Annotated in this window: 17 protein-coding genes; 9 read left to right on the top strand and 8 right to left on the bottom strand. The window is 64.9% G+C overall.

Annotated elements, in window-relative coordinates:
• Nucleotides 1-3 precede the first annotated feature (3 nt).
• Nucleotides 4-966: an endonuclease gene (locus tag RRX38_RS03660; RefSeq protein WP_315961586.1), complete on the top strand. Its 963-nt coding sequence runs from the start codon at nucleotides 4-6 to the stop codon at nucleotides 964-966.
• Nucleotides 967-974: 8 nt separating this feature from the next.
• Here the strand turns inward: RRX38_RS03660 and RRX38_RS03655 are convergent, their stop codons facing one another.
• Genes RRX38_RS03655 through RRX38_RS03645 form a run of 3 tightly spaced genes read right to left on the bottom strand, consistent with a single transcriptional unit; the run spans nucleotide 975 to nucleotide 2,973 of the window.
• Entirely contained in the window at nucleotides 975-1,133 is a 159-nt protein-coding gene (locus RRX38_RS03655) for a DUF2256 domain-containing protein (RefSeq protein ID WP_295474872.1), read from the bottom strand.
• Nucleotides 1,130-2,668, bottom strand: coding sequence for a cryptochrome/photolyase family protein (locus tag RRX38_RS03650; RefSeq protein WP_315961585.1), 1,539 nt, complete (start codon nucleotides 2,666-2,668; stop codon nucleotides 1,130-1,132). The genes RRX38_RS03655 and RRX38_RS03650 overlap by 4 nt, the downstream gene beginning before the upstream one ends.
• Complete coding sequence (locus tag RRX38_RS03645) at nucleotides 2,662-2,973, bottom strand: DUF6482 family protein (RefSeq protein ID WP_295474877.1); 312 nt, start codon at nucleotides 2,971-2,973, stop codon at nucleotides 2,662-2,664. The genes RRX38_RS03650 and RRX38_RS03645 overlap by 7 nt, the downstream gene beginning before the upstream one ends.
• A gap of 265 nt (nucleotides 2,974-3,238) precedes the next feature.
• Between RRX38_RS03645 and RRX38_RS03640 the strand changes: the two genes are divergently transcribed.
• Complete coding sequence (locus tag RRX38_RS03640; protein WP_315961584.1) at nucleotides 3,239-3,787, top strand: lipocalin family protein; 549 nt, start codon at nucleotides 3,239-3,241, stop codon at nucleotides 3,785-3,787.
• An 87-nt stretch (nucleotides 3,788-3,874) separates the two neighbouring features.
• Here RRX38_RS03640 and RRX38_RS03635 read toward each other — a convergent pair whose 3' ends face one another.
• A complete protein-coding gene (locus RRX38_RS03635; protein ID WP_315961583.1) occupies nucleotides 3,875-4,372 on the bottom strand; it encodes a CinA family protein in 498 nt (165 codons plus the stop codon).
• A gap of 103 nt (nucleotides 4,373-4,475) precedes the next feature.
• On the opposite strand from RRX38_RS03635, the gene RRX38_RS03630 reads away from it, so the two are divergent.
• Nucleotides 4,476-5,225 (top strand): alpha/beta hydrolase, encoded by a 750-nt coding sequence (locus tag RRX38_RS03630; protein WP_315961582.1) that lies wholly within the window; start codon nucleotides 4,476-4,478, stop codon nucleotides 5,223-5,225.
• Between the two features lie 29 nt (nucleotides 5,226-5,254).
• On the opposite strand, the gene RRX38_RS03625 is transcribed toward RRX38_RS03630, so the two are convergent.
• Entirely contained in the window at nucleotides 5,255-5,947 is a 693-nt protein-coding gene (locus RRX38_RS03625) for a GntR family transcriptional regulator (protein ID WP_315961581.1), read from the bottom strand.
• A 193-nt stretch (nucleotides 5,948-6,140) separates the two neighbouring features.
• Here RRX38_RS03625 and RRX38_RS03620 point away from each other — a divergent pair, with 193 nt between their 5' ends.
• Complete coding sequence (locus tag RRX38_RS03620; RefSeq protein WP_315961580.1) at nucleotides 6,141-9,098, top strand: aminotransferase; 2,958 nt, start codon at nucleotides 6,141-6,143, stop codon at nucleotides 9,096-9,098.
• A 127-nt stretch (nucleotides 9,099-9,225) separates the two neighbouring features.
• Here RRX38_RS03620 and RRX38_RS03615 read toward each other — a convergent pair whose 3' ends face one another.
• On the bottom strand, nucleotides 9,226-10,650 hold the full coding sequence (locus RRX38_RS03615; RefSeq protein WP_315961579.1) for a gamma-aminobutyraldehyde dehydrogenase: 1,425 nt from the start codon (nucleotides 10,648-10,650) through the stop codon (nucleotides 9,226-9,228).
• A 159-nt stretch (nucleotides 10,651-10,809) separates the two neighbouring features.
• Here RRX38_RS03615 and RRX38_RS03610 point away from each other — a divergent pair, with 159 nt between their 5' ends.
• The gene (locus RRX38_RS03610; protein ID WP_295474897.1) at nucleotides 10,810-11,715 is read left to right on the top strand and encodes a LysR family transcriptional regulator; all 906 of its coding nucleotides are present in this window, start codon (nucleotides 10,810-10,812) and stop codon (nucleotides 11,713-11,715) included.
• A 253-nt stretch (nucleotides 11,716-11,968) separates the two neighbouring features.
• Here RRX38_RS03610 and RRX38_RS03605 read toward each other — a convergent pair whose 3' ends face one another.
• The gene (locus RRX38_RS03605) at nucleotides 11,969-12,703 is read right to left on the bottom strand and encodes an SDR family NAD(P)-dependent oxidoreductase (RefSeq protein WP_295474900.1); all 735 of its coding nucleotides are present in this window, start codon (nucleotides 12,701-12,703) and stop codon (nucleotides 11,969-11,971) included.
• Nucleotides 12,704-12,929: 226 nt separating this feature from the next.
• Here RRX38_RS03605 and RRX38_RS03600 point away from each other — a divergent pair, with 226 nt between their 5' ends.
• From RRX38_RS03600 to RRX38_RS03585, 4 genes are all read left to right on the top strand, one after another.
• A complete protein-coding gene (locus RRX38_RS03600; protein ID WP_315961578.1) occupies nucleotides 12,930-13,961 on the top strand; it encodes an ABC transporter substrate-binding protein in 1,032 nt (343 codons plus the stop codon).
• Nucleotides 13,962-14,013: 52 nt separating this feature from the next.
• Nucleotides 14,014-15,090 (top strand): phosphotransferase, encoded by a 1,077-nt coding sequence (locus tag RRX38_RS03595; RefSeq protein WP_315961577.1) that lies wholly within the window; start codon nucleotides 14,014-14,016, stop codon nucleotides 15,088-15,090.
• Nucleotides 15,087-16,412: an aspartate aminotransferase family protein gene (locus RRX38_RS03590; protein ID WP_315961576.1), complete on the top strand. Its 1,326-nt coding sequence runs from the start codon at nucleotides 15,087-15,089 to the stop codon at nucleotides 16,410-16,412. Before RRX38_RS03595 ends, RRX38_RS03590 begins: the two co-directional genes overlap by 4 nt.
• Before the next feature lie 236 nt (nucleotides 16,413-16,648).
• Nucleotides 16,649-17,050 (top strand): hypothetical protein, encoded by a 402-nt coding sequence (locus RRX38_RS03585; protein WP_315961575.1) that lies wholly within the window; start codon nucleotides 16,649-16,651, stop codon nucleotides 17,048-17,050.
• Nucleotides 17,051-17,059: 9 nt separating this feature from the next.
• Here the strand turns inward: RRX38_RS03585 and RRX38_RS03580 are convergent, their stop codons facing one another.
• Nucleotides 17,060-17,929, bottom strand: a complete 870-nt coding sequence (locus RRX38_RS03580) for a metal ABC transporter substrate-binding protein (RefSeq protein WP_315961574.1) — start codon at nucleotides 17,927-17,929, stop codon at nucleotides 17,060-17,062.
• Nucleotides 17,930-17,931 lie beyond the last annotated feature (2 nt).

The raw sequence follows: 17,931 nt of genomic DNA, 5'->3' as shown, positions 1-17,931 counted from the left end.
TCCATGACCAGATTGTTACTTTCCTTTGCCCTCGCCTTTTCATTCATCAGCCCTGCCCTGGCGGCGCCTCCGGCCAGCTTCGACGACGCCAAGGTGGTGGCCCGGGAAAAGATCTACAACGACCAGACCCACAGTGCCCTTGGCGAGCTGTACTGCGGCTGCCAATGGGAGTGGGTCGGGCGTTCCGGTGGGCGGCTCGACAAACGCTCGTGCGGCTACCAGACCCGCAAGCAGGAAGAGCGTGCGCAGCGCACTGAGTGGGAGCACATCGTGCCGGCCTGGACCTTCGGCCATCAGCGCCAGTGCTGGCAGAAAGGGGGACGCTCGTTCTGCGAAAAGGACGATCCGGTGTTCAACGCCATGGAAGCCAACCTGTTCAACCTCTACCCGGCGGTGGGCGAAGTGAACGGCGACCGCAGCAACTTCAGCTACGGCATGGTCGCCAGTAACGCGCCGCAGTACGGCCAGTGCAAGACCAAGGTGGATTTCAGCGAAGAAGTCGCCGAACCGCGTGACGAGGTAAAAGGTATGGTCGCCCGCACCACCTTCTACATGTTCGATCGCTACGGCTTGAACATGTCGCGCCAACAGCAGCAACTGCTCATGGCCTGGAACAAGCAGTACCCGGTGAGCGCCTGGGAGAAACAGCGTGACCAACGCATCGCCGCGATCATGGGTCACCACAACCCCTTCGTCACCGGCCAGCGTACCTGGACCCTGGACTACAAGCCGGTGGGTGACGGACTGGTCAGCCCCGTGCCGACCAAGACGGCCAAGGCCGCACCGGCGGCCAGTGCGCAAGTCGCGGCCAGTGGCGCGATCATCGGCAACCGCAACAGCCAGCTGTATCACCTGCCCAGTGGCTGCCCCGGCTACAGCCAGGTGTCAGCGAAGAACCAGGTGAGCTTCGCCAGCGAAGCCGAAGCCCAGGCGGCGGGCTACAAGAAGGCCGGCAACTGCCGCTGAGCCGTGGTTCATGACCGAGCGCTGCGTGCCCCACGGCGGCAGCGCTCGGAGCAGTAACGCACCTCATCCCAACAGCGCGCCCAGCGCTTGCGCCAGGTGAACGGCAGGCCGCAGACCACGCAGGTTTTCTGCGGCAGGTCGGCTTTCTTCGGGCGCTTTTCCTTCACAGAGCCTCGCCGGCATCCAGCCGGGCCAGTAAGTCCTCCCCACGCTGCCACAGCGCCGCTCGGCGCTCTTCGCTCATGCCTTGCAGGTTGCGATAGGTCAGGCTCATGCGCGGGTTGCCGGACAACGGTTCGCGGTGGCGCATCAGGAAGTGCCAGTACAGGGCATTGAACGGGCAGGCATCTTCTTCCACTGCACGGTCCACCCGGTATTCGCAGTGCCGGCAGTGGTCGGACATGCGCTGGATGTACTTGCCACTGGCGCAATACGGCTTGGAACCCAGGTAGCCGCCATCGGCGTGCATGACCATGCCCAGGGTGTTGGGCAGCTCCACCCAGTCGAAGGCATCCATGTACACCGCCAGGTACCACTCGCAGATCGCCGGCGGCGCGATGCCGGCCAGCAAGGCGAAATTGCCGGTGACCATCAGCCGTTGGATGTGGTGCGCGTAGCCCAGCTCCAGCGTCTGAACGATGGCTTGGGCCATGCAGCGCATGCGGGTGTGCCCGGTCCAGTAAAAGCCTGGCAGCGCGCGCTGGTTACCGAAGGCATTGAGCCCGGCGTAATCGGGCATGCACAACCAGTAGATGCCCCGCACGTATTCGCGCCAGCCGATCAACTGGCGAATGAAGCCCTCGGCGGCATTGAGTGGAACATGACCTTGACGATAGGCACTGTCGACATCGGCGCACAGCTCGCGCAGGTCCAGCAGGCCGATGTTCAGCGCGGCGCTGATCCGCGCATGGAACAGGTAGGGCTCGCCCTCGGCCATGGCGTCCTGGTAGTCACCGAACGCCGCCAGCGAGAACTGCAGAAAGTGCGCCCACAGCGCCTGCGCTTCGGCGTGGGTGACGGGATAGTCGAACCCTTCCAGGCGGCCGTAGTGGTCGGTGAAGCGCTCCCCCACCAGCGCGATTACCTGGCGGGTGATGGGGTCCTGGGCAAAACGCGCCGGAAACGGCCCACGCACGCCACGTGGCAGCGCCTTGCGGTTGTCGCTGTTGAAGTTCCAGGCGCCGCCCACCGGGCTGCCGTCCGGCTCCAGCAACAGCCCGCTGCGCTTGCGCATCTGCCGGTAGAACAGCTCCATGCGCAACTGCGTGCGCCCCTTGGCCCAGGCGGCAAATTCGGCGCGCGAGCATAGAAAACGCCGGTCGGCATGCCAGTGCAGGTCCAGGCCGCTGTCGCGCAGGGCCTGCTCCAGGCGCCATTCACCGCATTCGGTAACGTGCACCTGCTGCGCCTCCAGAGCGGCCTGCCAACGGTGCAGCTCACCGGCGATACTGCCGCGGTTGTGCGGGTCGTCGAGGGTCACGTAGATCACTTGCCAGCCGCGCTCACGCAACGCCTCGGCAAAATGACGCATGGCGCTGAAGATCAGCACGATTTTCTGCGGATGATGGGGGACGTAGCGCGCCTCCTCCTGCACTTCAGCGAGCAACAGAGCGTCCTGCTGCGGGTCCAGGACCTGCAGCATGTCCAGGTTGAAAGACAGTTGGTCGCCGAGCAGCAGGCCCAGTCGGCGTGCCCTCACCACTGGCGCTCCAGGTTCACCGGCAGGCGCAACGGCTCGATGGGGCCGTCACGGCGGCCACACATCTCGTCGTGTACCACGTGCTGCACCAGCACGCAGGGCAGCGGCGGCAGTTGCAGGTCATGCAGCAGGTCGCGCAGGTGGGTGGTCGAACGCAGGTGCATGACCTTGCCCTGCTCACCGTGCAAAAGCTCGCTGCCTTCGGCAGTGTGCACACGCAACAGGTAGAAACCGCCCTCCATGGAGAACAGCTCCAGCTCATTCACCTGCCCCGCCCTGGCACGCCGGGCCAATGTGGCGAGGTTCATCGGGCAGCCTGCCAAAACAGGTTATACAAGGCTTTTACTGTGAACAGGTTTTCATGTGTCATGGAAAGACCTCCAAGCGTTCAGGCAAGCCGTTTGGCCGAGTAAGACGCAATGTGCGGGTATAGACCGGGAGACAATAATTGTACAAACAAGTTTCTGCGTACAGGATTTATTGCAGATGCCGGTGCATTTTCTTCAACTTTTACGCGGCACCGACCTCCAATGCCTGAACGCGCTGAGCGCTGCGACTCTCCAGGAGGTTGAGATGAAGATGCGTACCACCCTGTTGTGTTCCTGCCTGCTGCTGACCCTGGCGGGTTGTGCCGGGTCTGGCGACGACAGCAACCAGCCGACGACCATGCAGGTCGACCTGCAGCGCTACCAGGGCACCTGGTACGAGCTGGCGCGCCTGCCGATGTTCTTCCAGCGCAAGTGCGTGCAGTCCGAGGCCCATTACGGCCTGCGTGCCGACGGCAAGATCGACGTGACCAACCGCTGCCGCGAAGAAGACGGCCAGACCAACGAGGTCCAGGGCGTCGCCGAACCGCAACAGGCCGGACGTACCGACAAGCTGTGGGTGCGCTTCGATAACTGGTTCAGCCGCCTGTTTCCCGGCCTGACCAAAGGCCAGTACTGGGTGCTGTACCACGACCAGGATTACCGCGTGGCGCTGGTCGGCCATCCGAACCGCAAGTACCTGTGGCTGCTGTCACGCACTGAAGCGGTCACCGACGAAACCCGCAACCACCTGCTGCAGATCGCCCGCGACCAGGGGTACGACACCCGCGACCTGGTGTGGCGCAAGACTGATTGAGTCCACTCCAGCTGGACCGTACCGGCCAGGAAAACCTCAGGGCGCGGCAGGCGCCCTTGCCCGACTGGCTGAGGGAGCCGCCGGTCTTCAGGCGGACTCCCCAGCGAGCATGCGACGATGAAACGCCGGCAGTTGCTCCAGGGCATACAGGGCCGCCTGAGTCTGCAAGGCGTGGCGATCACCGAAGAAACGCCGCCGGCGGGTGAACACCGCCTGACGACCGCCATGCAGGAAGCCCCAGGCGAAACAGACCGTGCCGGCGGGTATACCGTCGACATCCTCACCGCCGCACAAGCCGGTGGTGGCGATGACCACGTTGGCCGGGCTGTCGCGTAACGCGCCAACGGCCATTTCCCGGGCCACTTCGACGCTGGTCAGGTTGAATTGCTCTACGGTATGCATGCTGACCCCAAGCAAGCGTTGCTTGGCGTGTGGCGAATAGACCACATAGCCGCTCTCCAGTATTTCTCCGCACTGCGGGACTTCGGCAAGCATGGCCACGATACGCCCGGCGGTACACGACTCGGCTGTGGTCAGGTAGAGATCATGATCCTTGAGGTAAGTAACGATCTTTTCGGGGGACATGCTGGGCTCTCTGGCGGGATACAGGCCACGCCGCCGACGAAAGAAAAATGAAACTCAGGGTCCCGGTGGCTCTCCATAGCAAAAGCTCACCGGGGTCTCCTTCATGTTAGCCAACAGTCAGCAAGGCCAGGGTTCGCCCGCGTTCGTGCTCATGCATTTCCTCGGCGGTTCGCACCGAACCTGGTCGGCCGCCGTACCCTTTCTCGACCGGCGGCATCACTGCCTGGCCCTCGATACGCCCGGTTTCGGCGACTCTGCCGAAGTGCCCGGCTACAGCGTCACGGAGATGGCCGACCGGGTCGATGAAAGTATCCGCGCCGCCGGCCTGAAGCGCTGCATCCTGGTCGGCCACTCGATGACCGGTAAGGTGGCGGTGGTGCTGGCGGCGCGTCGGCCGGATTATCTGGCCGGGTTGATTCTGGTTGCGCCCTCGCCGCCTGGCCCGCAGCCGATGAGCGAGGCCGACCGCGACCGCCAGCGCGCCTACGACCGCTCCCGGGAACAGGCCGAAGCCTTCGTCGATGAGTCGAGCTTCCATCCGTTGCCGCAAGCGCTGCGTGAAGTGGCCATCGGCGATGCGCGGCAGGTCAATCTGCAGGCCTGGAAAGCCTGGGTCGACCAGGGCAGCCGGGAAGACTGGAGCGCACGGATCGGCAGCCTGCCCTATCCCGTGCTGCTAGTGTGTGGCGCTGACGACCAACAGGTGCCCGGCCCGGACGAACAGGCCAGGACCACCCTGGCGCATTTCCCCGAAGGGCGTATCGAGCTGATCCAGGGTGCCGGCCACTTGATGCCGCTGCAGACGCCACAGGCGCTGGCTGCCCTGATGCTGGCGTTCGCCGCCGGACTGTGAGGCGCGGCCCTGCTCAGGTGCTCAGGTGCTCAGGTGCTCAGGTGCTCAGGCGGGGTAGCGGCGGTCCCTTCGATATAGACGATCATCTTGGCATTGCCGTCCATGATGTCGGCGCAGATTGCCTGGCGGGCCGCCGGCCCGTCGTGGTGTTGCAAGGCATGCAGCACTTCCCAGTGATGGTCCACGGCGATGTGTTCGCCGAAATTGCCGTAGGCGCGGGCAATCAACGGCCCGGTGCGCATCCACAGGCTGTCGAGGAAACCGGCCAGCAACGGCATGCAGGCGATCTCGGCCAGGGAAAAATGAAAGGCCTGGTTAAGCTTCAGCGCGGCGCCCAGGTCGTTGCTGCGGATGGCGGCGAGGTTGTCGAGGATATTGCGCTCCAGCGCCTGCAGCTGTGCATCGCCGACCCTTGCGGCGGCGGTCTCCGCTGCCAGGCCTTCGAGGGCCAGGCGGATGCTGCGGATTTCCAGGTATTGCTCCAGCGACAGCACCGGCACACGGATATCACGTGGGGTCTTGAGCACCAGGGCCTGTTCCTTGGCCAGCTTGAGAATCGCATCGCGCACGGGGGTGACGCTGGTGCCCAGTTGCTCGGCCAGGTCACGGATGCGCAGCCGGTCATCCGGCTGGAAGCGCCCGGTGATCAGCGCCTCGCGCAGCAGGCCGTAGATGCCGTTGCCCAGGTAGGCGTGGTTCAGGTCCTGAATGGGGTAATTCATCGACAGCTCGTGTAGCGGAGGGATGCCCGCCATGATCGGGGTTTCCTGCCGGGAATGCCATAGAGGATTGGCGGGGGGCGACACATGACTGAAGGTGGATTCATCAGTTTTTCTGACGACAATCAACTTTTTTCATCAGGTTAAGCGGAAATAGAGTGCGCTCCATCAACTGCACGACAGATCGGTGGAGCCCATGCCCCTTCAACAAGAAAGTCCAGATTCCCTCATTTCCAGCGCCCATTCAGCGCAGGTACTCGATGCCTTGCGCGAGCGCGCTTCGCTGCCATCGCCGCAACTCGATGAGAGCCAGGCCTGCGACCTGCTGCGCACGCACTATTGCATCGAGGCGCAACTGACCCCGCTGGGCAGCCAGCAGGACCTGAACTTCCGTGTCGACACCGCCCAGGGGCGCCATGTGCTCAAGGTCTGCCACGCCAGCTACGCGCAAGTCGAGATCGAGGCGCAGCATGCGGCACTGGCGTACCTGCGTGAACAGGGCTTGCCGGTGGCGGCGGTGCGCAACGCGAACGACGGGCAGACCCTGCTGAGCGTCGAATACGGCGGGCAGAGCCTGCGCGCACGACTGCTGGAGTTCCTCGAAGGCCAGCCAGTGACCCGTATCAAACACCTGGAACCGCGCCTGATGGCCGAACTCGGCAGCCTGTGCGCGCGCCTCGATGTCGCCCTGGCCGGTTTCCAGCACCCTGGGCTGGAGCGAACCCTGCAGTGGGACCCCCGACACGCCAGTGCCGTGATCGCCGATCTGTTGCCAGTGGTTCAGGACCCCGAGCGACGCCAGCACGTCGAAAGCGCCGCACAGCTGGCCGCCAGCAAGCTGCAACCGCTGCTCGCACACCTGCCGGTGCAGGCGGTACATCTGGATGTGACCGATGACAACGTGGTCTGGCAGCGCGATGCCGAGTACCAATGGCAACTGAGCGGTGTCATCGACTTCGGTGATCTGTGCCACAGCTGGCGCATCGCCGACCTGTCGGTCACCTGCGCCGCGCTGCTGCACCATGTGGGCGGCGACCCGCTGCGTATCCTGCCGGCCGTCGAGGCCTACCAGGCCATCAACCCGCTCAAGGAACAAGAGCTGCGCGCACTGTGGCCGATGATCATCAACCGTGCGGTGATCCTGGTGCTCAGCAGCGAGCAACAACTGGCGGTCGACCCCGGCAACCAATACACGCAGACCAACATCGTGCATGAATGGGAAATCCTGCGCACGGCCATGGCGGTGCCTTTCTCCCTCATGGAAAACGCCATCCTCATGGCCGCCGGACAGCGCCCTGAAAGCGTCGAGTTGACCGGCGCTGCGCTGCTGCCCGCGCTGGCCGGCCAGGCCGTCAACCGCCTGGACCTCGGCGTGCTCAGCCGCCACTACGAGGCCGGCAACTGGGAGCGTCCCGGTTTCGACCAGGACCTGCTGCTGGCCCAACCCGCGCCGAGCTGCACGCTGCACGGTGAGTATCGCCTGTCGCAGACCCACATCGACCGTACTGACGAGCCGGCCACCTGCGCTTTGGGCGTGGAGCTGCACATTGCCCCCGGCAATGCCGTAGTGGCGCCGCAGGCCGGGCATTGGGTACAGGGCGAAAACGGCCGCAGCGCGCTGCGTACCGCGCACTGGAGCCTGTGGTTCGGTGGCCTGGAGCAGCAACCGGAACACGGCCAGCCCATCGCCGCCGGGCAACCGCTGGGCACCACCGGTCCCCTGCTGAGTGTGCAACTGTGCCTGGACACCGAACTGCAACCGCCGTTCTTTGCCGTGCCATCGCATGCGCCGGTGTGGCTGACCCTGTGCCCTTCGCCCCAGGCGCTGCTGGGCTTCGACTGCGACGCCGCGCCGCTGCCCGACCCGCAGGCGCTGCTGGCTCGTCGTGACGCCAGCTTCGCCCGTTCGCAGAAGCACTATTACGCCCAGCCGCCGCACATCGAGCGCGGCTGGCGCAACTACCTGATCGACATGCAGGGCCGCTCGTACCTGGACATGCTCAACAACGTCGCCGTGCTCGGCCACGGCCATCCGCGCATGGTCGCCGAGTCGGCACGCCAGTGGTCGCTGCTCAATACCAACTCGCGCTTCCACTACGCAGCCATCGCCGAGTTCTCCGAGCGCCTGCTGGAACTGGCCCCACCAGGCTTCGACCGAGTGTTCCTGGTCAACAGCGGCACCGAGGCCGATGACCTGGCTATCCGCCTGGCCTGGGCGTTCAGCGGCGGGCGCGACATGCTCAGCGTGCTGGAGGCCTATCACGGCTGGTCGGTGGCGACCGATGCGATTTCCACCTCCATCGCCGACAACCCGCAGGCCCTGGAAACCCGGCCGGAATGGGTGCACCCGGTAGAAGCGCCGAACACCTTCCGTGGCCGCTACCGCGGCGCCGACAGTGCCGCCGGCTACCTGCGCGACGTGCATGCCAAGCTGGACGCCATCGACAGCGCCGGCCGCCAGTTGGCCGGGTTCATCTGCGAGCCGGTTTACGGCAATGCCGGCGGCATCGCCCTGCCCGACGGTTACCTGCAGGAGGTCTATGCCCAGGTGCGGAGCCGTGGCGGCGTGTGCATCGCCGACGAGGTGCAGGTCGGCTACGGCCGCCTCGGCGAACATTTCTGGGGTTTCGAACAACAGGGCGTGGTGCCGGACATCATCACCATGGCCAAGGGCATGGGCAACGGCCAGCCGCTGGGGGTGGTGATCACCCGCCGCGAGATCGCCGAAGCGCTGGAAGCGGAGGGCTATTTCTTCTCCTCTGCCGGCGGCAGCCCGGTGAGCTGCCGTATCGGCATCGCGGTGCTGGATGTGATGCGCGACGAAGGCCTGTGGGACAACGCCCGCGACGTAGGCCGCTACTTCAAGTCGCGCCTCGAAGGCCTGGTCGACAAACACCCCATCTGCGGCGCAGCGCATGGCTCGGGCTTCTACCTGGGCCTGGAGCTGGTGCGCGACCGCCAGACCCTGGAGCCGGCCACCGAGGAAACCACCCTGCTGTGCAACCGCCTGCGCGACCTGGGGATCTTCATGCAGCCGACCGGCGACTACCTGAACATCCTCAAGATCAAGCCGCCGATGTGCACCACACGGGAAAGCGTGGACTACTTCGTCGACAGCATCGACCAGGTCCTGTCCCACGACCTGTATGCCTGAGCGAGGGCGCCTCGCCGTAGGGCGGGGCGAAACCTCGGACCACCAAGCCAGTACCTCATCGAGGTGAACCCGAAAACACAAAGCCCGGGACAGATGCCCGGGCTTTGTGCGTTAACGCGCTAGCGACTCAGTGCTTGAACATCACATGACGGATCGCGGTGTAGTCTTCCAGGCCGTACATGGACATGTCCTTGCCATAGCCCGAATACTTCTGGCCGCCATGCGGCATTTCGCTGACCAGCATGAAATGCGTATTCACCCAGGTGCAGCCGTACTGCAGCTGCGCACTCAGGCGGTGTGCCCGGCCCACGTCGCGGGTCCACACCGACGACGCCAGGCCGTAGTTCGAATCGTTGGCCCAGGCCAGTGCCTGCGCCTCGTCGCTGAAGCGGGTGACCGAAACCACCGGGCCGAACACTTCGTGCTGAACGATCTCGTCGCCCTGCCGGGCATCGGCGATCACCGTCGGTTCGAAGAAAAAGCCCGGGCGGTCGGCCACCTTGCCACCGGTGACCAGGCGAGTGTGCGGCAATGCCAGCGCCCGCTCGACGAAGCCGGCCACGCGCTCCCGGTGCTGCTCGGTGATCAGCGGCCCCAGCTCGGTCTGCGGGTCATCCTGCAGACCCAGCTGCAGGCTGCTGACTGCCTCGCCCAGTTTGTTGACGAACTCATCGTAGATCGCATCCTGCACGTAGATACGGCAGGCCGCGGTGCAGTCCTGGCCGGCATTGTAGAAACCGAAGGCACGGATCGCCGCCACGGTTTCGTCGACATCGGCGTCGTCGAACACCAGCACCGGTGCCTTGCCGCCCAATTCCATGTGCATGCGCTTCACCGCGTCCGAGGTGCTGGCGATGATGCGGCTGCCGGTGGCGATGGAACCGGTCAGCGAAACCATGCGTACCTTGGGGTGCTGGGTCAGCGGCACGCCGACGCTGGGGCCACGCCCGAAGACCAGGTTCAGCACCCCGGCCGGCAGCACGTCGGCGAGCAACTCGCCCAGGCGCAGGGCGGTCAGCGGGGTCTGCTCCGAAGGCTTGAGCACCACCGTGTTGCCGGCGGCCAGCGCGGGAGCGATCTTCCAGGCCAGCATCATCAGCGGGTAGTTCCATGGCGCAATGGACGCGATGACGCCGATGGCGTCGCGGCGGATCATCGACGTATGACCCGGCAGGTACTCACCGGCCGCCATGCCGCTCATGCAGCGGCAGGCACCGGCGAAGTAACGGAATACATCGGCGACGGCGGGCAGTTCGTCGTTCAACGCAGCGCTGTAGGGTTTGCCGCAGTTGTTCGATTCCAGGCGCGCCAGTTCCGCAGCATGCTGGTCGATCACCTCGGCGATGCGCAGCAGGACTTCGGAACGTTCCTTGGGAGCGCTCTGTGACCAGCCGGGAAACGCCGCCGCAGCCGCTTCCACGGCCTGATTGACCTGTTCGCTGCTGGCCTCGGCAATCTGGACCAGCACCTCGGCGGTCGACGGGTTGAAAACCGGTTGAGGGCCGGCGGCCCCTTCGTGCAATTCGCCGTTGATGAGCATCCTGGTTTGCATGGAATCACCTTTGCTTGGACGTGCGTTGTCGTTTTTAGGCAAGCCTTCGCTGGCAGCGACCTGACGGCCTTCCACCTCGGGCAGCGTGTTGTAGCGCAGGCCCAATCTATGCTCGTATTTACTGTCAATAACAGTCGATCATCATCAGGAATTCTGACAATGGCGTTCTCCAGTGACTCACTGGCCATCTTCCTTGCGGTGCTGGAAAAGGGCTCTTTCTCGGCGGCGGCGCGCAAACTCGGCCGGGTCCCTTCGGCAGTGAGCATGGCGATTGCCCAGCTCGAAGCCGAACTGGATCTGGTGCTGTTCGACCGCTCCACGCGCAAGGCGCTGCCCACCAGCGCCGCCCTGGCCCTGGAGCCGCAGGCGCGCCAGGTGATCTGCCAGCTCAACCTGCTGGACGCTCAGGCCCTGCAAATCCACCAGGGGCTGGAAAAGCGCCTGAGCATCGCCATGGCCCCGGAGCTGCAGACCGGGCGCTGGAGCCAGCCATTGCAAGTACTGGCCCAGGAGTTTCCGACCCTGGAAGTGGAAGTGCGCTCGGCGACCCAAGCCGAAGCCGTGCAGTTGCTGTATGACGGCGAAGTGCAACTGGCGCTGGTGTTCGAACGCCCGGGCATCGACGAGCGCGAATCGTTCCTCGAAGCCGGCAGCCAACTGCTGATCGCCGTGGTGGCGCCGAACCACCCCGCCGCCCAGGCCAATGGCGTTCCACTGGCGGAAGAGCAGTTCGCCGAGCAGCGCCAGATCATAGTGGCCTCTGGCGAGCCCACCGGCTCCGAGCCGCGCATGGTGCTGTCGCGGCGCATCTGGTTGACCGACAGCTATCTGGCGACTCTGGACCTGGTGCAGAACGGCCTGGGCTGGGCCTACCTGCCGCAGCCGCTGGTGCAGCCACTGATCGACGCCGGCACCCTGGCCGAAGTGCGTTTCGACAACATGACCAGCCGCCTGCGGCTGTGGATCGACCTGATCTGGATCAAGTCCCGCCCCCTGGGCCTGGGTGCCCAGCGCTACCTGCAGGTGCTGCGCCAGGTGTTCGAAAAGGACCCGATGCGCTCCTGAGGTTTGCGCAACGCGGCAACGGGCCTGCAGGACCGGCATGAATCGCCATACCGTTCAGTTGGTCGCGATATGGTCCGACGGGAGCGGCTTTAGCCGCGAAAGCGCCGAGAAATTTACTGCATCTGCTGTGAACATTCAGTCGCTTCGCGGCTGAAGCCGCTACTACCCGGTTACTGTTCGATTAAGTGGCATGTGGCTCGGTGGGAGCGGCTTCAGCCGCGAAAGCGCCAGGAAATTCACTGCAGGCACGACGCTAGACGTGCTGGCCACCGTTCACATGAATCTCCGCGCCATTCACATAGGACGCCCCGCGCGTACACAGGAAGTGGATCAATGCCGCCACCTCTTCCGGCTTGCCGAGACGGTGCATCGGGATGTCACGCTCGACGATCACATCGGTGCCGGCAGAGAGGATCGAGGTTTCGATCTCCCCCGGCGCAATGGCGTTGACGCGGATGCCATGCGGGCCGAAACCATGCGCCATCTCCCGGGTCAGCGCCGACAGCGCGGCCTTGGAGCAGGCGTAGGCGGTGCCGGCGAACGGATGCACCCGTGAACCGGCAATCGAAGTGACATTGATGACGCTGCCCTGCGCGGCCTTGAGTTCGTCGAACAGCCCCCGGGCCAGCAGCGAGGTGGCGAACAGGTTGACGTTGAATACCTTCAGCCACACGGCGTAGTCCGACTCCAGCACGCCAAGGCGCTCACCTTCCGGCCCCTTGGGCGAAATACCGGCGTTGTTGACCAGCGCATCGAGCCGCCCACCGAGCTTCTCGCGAATCGTCGGCAGGCTGTCGACCACGCTGTCGATGTCTTCAAGGTCCAGGTGAATGTGGTTGAGCTGCCCTTCGGCCCAGGGGCACTCGGCGACCCAGTCATGCCGGCTGGCAGTGAACACCCGCCAGCCGGCGGCATTGAAGTGCTTGACGGTGGCATGCCCGATACCACGGCTGGCGCCGGTCAACAGCAGGGTTTTCTGTTCAGCCATCTGTGCACTCTCCAGAATGATCCGCAAGAATCAGTAAAATTTATGATGCATCATATTTCGAATATGCTCTAATGCCTGAGCCGTGTCACTCACTCCAATCAAAAAGTCGGCCCACCCGGCAAGCCCCACGACCGGCGTTGTACATGCTGCCAAAAGAAGACAACAAGAACTCCTTCCCATTACGTACCCGCTGCCAGCCAAGCCAGGACCTGTGAGGAAAGCACGCATGAGCAAGATCGTCGCCGCATTGTTAGCCCTTGGTATCGGAGCCAACCAGGCCATGGCTGCCGAGCCCCTGACCGTCGTGTCATTCGGCGGAACCAACCGAGACGCGCAGGACAGCGCCTTCTACAAACCCTTCACGGAAAAGACCGGGATCCCGGTGCTGGCCGCCGACTACAACGGCGAGATGGCCAAGATCAAGGTCATGGCCGACACCGGGAACACCACCTGGGACGTGGTCGAAGTGGAGTCGCCCGAGCTGATGCGCGGGTGCAGCGAAGGCCTGTTCGAGCAGTTGAACTGGCCGGCCATCGGTCGCCGCGAGGCCTTCCTGCCTGAAGCGGTCAGCCCGTGCGGCGTAGGCATTTTCATCTGGTCCACGGTGCTGACCTACAACAGCAGCAAGTTGGCCAGCGCACCGCGCAGCTGGGCCGACTTCTGGGACACCAAACGCTTTCCCGGCAAGCGCGGCCTGCGTCGCGGCGCCAAGTTCACCCTGGAATTCGCCCTGCTGGCCGACGGCGTGAAGAAGGAAGACCTGTACAAGGTGCTCGCCACCCGCGAAGGCGTCGACCGGGCGTTCCGCAAGCTCGATCAGATCAAGCCGGACATCCAATGGTGGGAGTCCGGCGCCCAGCCCTTGCAGTGGCTGGCCGCAGGCGACGTAGTCATGACTTCGGCCTACAACGGGCGGGTGAACGGTGCACAACAGGAGGGCCAGCCGTTTGCCATTCAGTGGAATGGCAGCCTCTACGACCTGGACCACTGGGCGATCGTCAAGGGCAGCAAACACAAGGCCGCTGCCGAGCAGTTCATTGCCTTCGCCAGCCAGGCGCAGCAACAGAAAGGCTTCGTGCAGCGCATTCCCTACGGGCCAAGCAATATCGCCACCTTGGACCTGCTTGATCGCACCACGGCCAACAACCTGCCCACCGCTCGCCAGAACCTGGCCAACGCCCGCGCCACCGACACCGAATTCTGGCTCGACAACGGCGAAGAACTCGAAGAGCGCTTCAATGCCTGGGCCAGCAAGTGACAGGGTAAACCGCTCCCCCGAGGGGGAGCTTCACCACGCTTCGGACATCGCCATGCCAACAGCCCCCAGCGAGCCGCCCATGATCCATGACCCCATCCTGCAATCACCGGTGCCGCAGGTGAGCAACGCCCAGGTACAGCAGGTGCTCCACGTGCACTTCGCGTTTTCCGGCACGCTGCAGCGCCTGGGGGGCGAGCGCGACCTCAACTACCGCGTATTGCGCAGCGATGGCCAGGCGCGCCTGCTCAAGCTGTCCAACCCCCTGGAGGATCCGCAGGTCACCGACTTTCACAACCAGGCCATGCAATGGATCGCCAAACGTGACCCGACGCTGCCGGTGCAGCGTATCCACCCGACTACCTGTGGCCGCCTGCAGGTCGAGGCGAGGGTCGGTGAGCAACACCTGCTGGCCAGGCTGCTGTCGTTCGTCGAAGGCCAGCCTCTCAGCCAAGTGGCGCAACCCGGTCCCGCCCTGCGGCGAGCAATGGGCCAAGCCCTGGCGCGCTTCGACCGGGCGCTGGAGGGCTTCGAGCACCCGGCGGCCAATCACTTGCTGCTCTGGGACATGCAACGCGCCGCGCGCCTGCGGCCATTGCTCGAACACCTGCCCGAAGGCGACATGCAGCGCCTGGTCGGCCAGGCCCTGGAGGCCTTCGAGCAGCAGGCCCTGCCACGCCTAGCGGGGCTGCGTCGGCAGGTGATCCATAACGACCTCAACCCGCACAACGTCATCGTCGACCAGCATGACCCCGAGCAATTGCGCAACATCCTCGACTTCGGCGACATGGTCTGCGCCCCGCTGGTCAACGAGCTGGCGGTGGCGGCGTCCTACCAGTTGGGCGCGGACGACGACGCCCTGGCACCGGCGCTGCAACTGATCGGCGCCTACCATGCCCACAACCCGTTGCAGGAACAGGAACTGGCGCTGCTGCCGACGCTGATCGCCACGCGCCAGGCCCTGGCCTTGTGCATCAACTACTGGCGGGCCGCGCTGTACCCGGACAACCGCGCGTACATCATGCGCAACGCCCAGAGCGCCTGGATCGGCCTGCAAGGCCTGGCGCGCCACGGCCATACCGAAACCCTTGAACGTATCCATGCCGCCTGCCGGCCGGAGAGCTTCGCATGACCATGCCCAACGGCTTCACCCGCGACGACCGTGCCCAGTTGAGCGGTGCCGAGCAGCAACTGATCCAGCGCCGCGAGCGGGTACTGGGCGCCGCCTACCGGCTGTTCTACGAGCGCCCCCTGCACCTGGTGCGCGGCGAGGGCGTGTGGCTCTACGACGCCCACGGGCGCCGCTACCTGGACGCTTACAACAATGTGGCCTCGGTCGGGCATTGCCACCCCCGTGTGGTGCAGGCCATCGCCGCCCAGGCGGCGCAGCTCAATACCCATACCCGCTACCTGCACGACGGTATCCTGGATTACGCCGAAAACCTGCTGGACACCTTCCCTGCCCACCTGCGGCGGGTGATGTTCACCTGCACCGGCAGCGAGGCCAACGACCTGGCGCTGCGCATCGCCCGCCAGCACACCGGCGGCACCGGGATCATCGTCACCCGCTTCGCCTACCACGGCGTGACCCACGAGGTGGCGCAGCTGTCACCGGCTCTGGGGCCGGCGCTGGTCTTGCCGCCCCATGTGCGCACGGTACGAGCGCCAGACGCCTACCGCCTTGGCGAACCCGTCGCCGAAGCCTTTGCCGCTGACGTGCGCACCGCCATCGCCGACCTGCGCGCCGCCGGTATCCGCCCTGCCGCGTTGCTGGTCGACGGTCTGTTCGCCAGCGACGGCGTGCTCACCGGCCCGCCCGGTTTCATGGCCGAGGCCGTGGCCCTGGCCCAGGCCGAGGGGCTGCTGTACATCGCCGACGAAGTGCAGGCCGGCTTCGCCCGCACGGGCAGCCACATGTGGGGGTTCCAGCGCCACGGCGTGCAACCGGACCTGGTGACGCTCGGCAAGCCCATGGGCAACGGCCACCCATTGGCCGGCCTGGTCGGGCGTGCAGAGATCGTCGACGGTTTCGGTCGGCAGATGCGCTACTTCAACACCTTCGGCGGTAACCCGGTGGCCTGTGCAGCGGGCCAGGCGGTGCTCGACGTGATTGCCGACGAGCAATTGCAGAGCCGCTGCCAGGCGCTCGGCGAACACCTGCTGGCCGGCGTACAGCGCCTCGCCGCACGCTACCCGGTGATCGGCGATGTACGTGGTGCAGGGCTGTTCCTCGGAGTCGAACTGGTCAGCGACCGCCAGGCCAGAACCCCCGCCGCCGCCCTCACTCGCCAGTTGGTCAACCGCATACGCGAACTCGGCGTGCTGATCAGCGCGGCGGGACCGCTGGAAAACGTCCTGAAGATACGCCCGCTGCTGGCCTTCGAGCGCGAGCATGCCGACCACCTGCTGGAGGCGCTGGAACAGGCCCTCGCGGAGCTGCCAGCGTCGGGTTGAAGGTCGGGCGGCGCACCTTGGCGCTTAGGAGCGGCTTCAGCCGCGAAGCCACCCCATGTTCACCACAGATGCAGTGAATTCAATGGCTCTTTCGCAGCTAAAGCTGCTCCTACCCAGCCACAGGACGCCTGATCGAACTGTATTGCACCTTGGCGGCAAACGCTTGTCTGTCTCGGCAGCCGGACTTTACAGTGCCGGCACTTAGTGACACTCGTGATCTGCCCGGAGGGAAACGAATGAAAGCACCCTGGTTTTGTGCAACCGCCCTGTTGCTGGCCTGTGCACCGGTCCTGGCTTGCCAGGTCGACACCGCCGCCGCCGTGCGCGACGAAAGCCACGGCAACTACGTGATTCCGGTCAAGGTCAAGCCCGGCGAGCGCTGCGTGATCATCGACCAGATCAGCGCCGAAGGCATCAAGACCCGCAACGAGCTGTGGCGGCCGGTCGAAAAGATCGGCCCGAGCCAGACCCGGCTGGGCCGCCTGAAGCGCGAATACAAGGTGCAGGGCGATGTTGCCAGCGTCGACCGCTACCTCTACATCGCCGGCCAGCAGCGCGGCGAAGATTCACTGAGGTTCGCGTCGTTCCCCAACCAGACCGAACGACGCGCCGTCGAATATCGCATCACCATCGAGTGATGCGGCGCTTCAGTCGCGCAACGCCTGGGTCAAGGTATCGATGTTGGAACGGTACATGCCCAGGTAGGTCGACGCCGGTCCTTCAGCGGCCAGCGCATCGGAATACAGGGTGCCACCGATGCGCGCCCCGCTCTCTTCGGCGATCTGCTTGAGCAGCCGCCCATCCTTGATGTTTTCCACGAATACCGCCTTGATGTGCTCCTCGCGGATCTGACGGATCAGCGCGGCGACTTCGGCGGCCGAAGGCTCGCGCTCGGTGGACAGCCCCTGCGGCGCGGAGAAGCGAATGCCGTAGGCCTGGCCCAGGTAAGCGAAAGCATCATGCGAGGTGACGATGTGGCGGTTGCCGGCCGGTAACTGTCCGAGGGTACTCTGCGCGTAGGCCAGCAGCTTCTCGATGGCCGCCAGATAAGTCTGGTAATTGCGTTCGTAAGCGTCGCTGTGGGCCGGGTCGGCCTGGATCAGGGCACGCTTGATGTTCACCGCGTAGATCTTGGCGTTGGCCAGGTTGTTCCAGGCATGCGGGTCGGCGATGGTCTGGCCGTCTTCTTCCATGGTGCGTGGAATGACGCCGTCGCTGGCGCGGATCACCAGAGCCTTGGTCTGCGTACCGCTGACCAGACGGTCGAGCCAGGATTCGAAGTGCAGACCGTTGGTGACCACCAGCCCGGCCTGCTGGATGTGCCGGGCATCATCCGGCGACGGTTCGAAGGTATGCGCGTCGGCATCCGGGCCGACGATGTTGTAGATGTCGATATGATCGCCGCCGATCTGCCGGGTCATGTCGGCAAGGATGCTGAAGCTGGTGACCACCTGCAGGCGTTCGGCAGCGTTGAGGGACAAGGGCAGCAACAGGCACAACCAGAGCAGCACACGCATGG

The sequence above is a fragment of the Pseudomonas sp. DTU_2021_1001937_2_SI_NGA_ILE_001 genome, assembly GCF_032463525.1.
Classification (GTDB): Bacteria; Pseudomonadota; Gammaproteobacteria; order Pseudomonadales; family Pseudomonadaceae; genus Aquipseudomonas.
The sequence above is the reverse complement of the archived record's forward strand: the minus strand, read 5'-3'. Positions and strand labels throughout refer to the sequence as shown.

Bases quoted from the DNA above. Each gene is read 5' to 3' on its own strand.
- RRX38_RS03660 (WP_315961586.1), top strand. From the start codon at position 4: ATGACCAGATTGTTACTTTCCTTTGCCCTCGCCTTTTCATTCATCAGC.
- RRX38_RS03645 (WP_295474877.1), bottom strand. From the start codon at position 2,973: ATGAACCTCGCCACATTGGCCCGGCGTGCCAGGGCGGGGCAGGTGAAT.
- RRX38_RS03640 (WP_315961584.1), top strand. From the start codon at position 3,239: ATGAAGATGCGTACCACCCTGTTGTGTTCCTGCCTGCTGCTGACCCTG.
- RRX38_RS03635 (WP_315961583.1), bottom strand. From the start codon at position 4,372: ATGTCCCCCGAAAAGATCGTTACTTACCTCAAGGATCATGATCTCTAC.
- RRX38_RS03630 (WP_315961582.1), top strand. From the start codon at position 4,476: ATGTTAGCCAACAGTCAGCAAGGCCAGGGTTCGCCCGCGTTCGTGCTC.
- RRX38_RS03625 (WP_315961581.1), bottom strand. From the start codon at position 5,947: ATGAATTACCCCATTCAGGACCTGAACCACGCCTACCTGGGCAACGGC.
- RRX38_RS03620 (WP_315961580.1), top strand. From the start codon at position 6,141: ATGCCCCTTCAACAAGAAAGTCCAGATTCCCTCATTTCCAGCGCCCAT.
- RRX38_RS03615 (WP_315961579.1), bottom strand. From the start codon at position 10,650: ATGCAAACCAGGATGCTCATCAACGGCGAATTGCACGAAGGGGCCGCC.
- RRX38_RS03610 (WP_295474897.1), top strand. From the start codon at position 10,810: ATGGCGTTCTCCAGTGACTCACTGGCCATCTTCCTTGCGGTGCTGGAA.
- RRX38_RS03605 (WP_295474900.1), bottom strand. From the start codon at position 12,703: ATGGCTGAACAGAAAACCCTGCTGTTGACCGGCGCCAGCCGTGGTATC.
- RRX38_RS03600 (WP_315961578.1), top strand. From the start codon at position 12,930: ATGAGCAAGATCGTCGCCGCATTGTTAGCCCTTGGTATCGGAGCCAAC.
- RRX38_RS03595 (WP_315961577.1), top strand. From the start codon at position 14,014: ATGCCAACAGCCCCCAGCGAGCCGCCCATGATCCATGACCCCATCCTG.
- RRX38_RS03590 (WP_315961576.1), top strand. From the start codon at position 15,087: ATGACCATGCCCAACGGCTTCACCCGCGACGACCGTGCCCAGTTGAGC.
- RRX38_RS03585 (WP_315961575.1), top strand. From the start codon at position 16,649: ATGAAAGCACCCTGGTTTTGTGCAACCGCCCTGTTGCTGGCCTGTGCA.
- RRX38_RS03580 (WP_315961574.1), bottom strand. From the start codon at position 17,929: ATGCGTGTGCTGCTCTGGTTGTGCCTGTTGCTGCCCTTGTCCCTCAAC.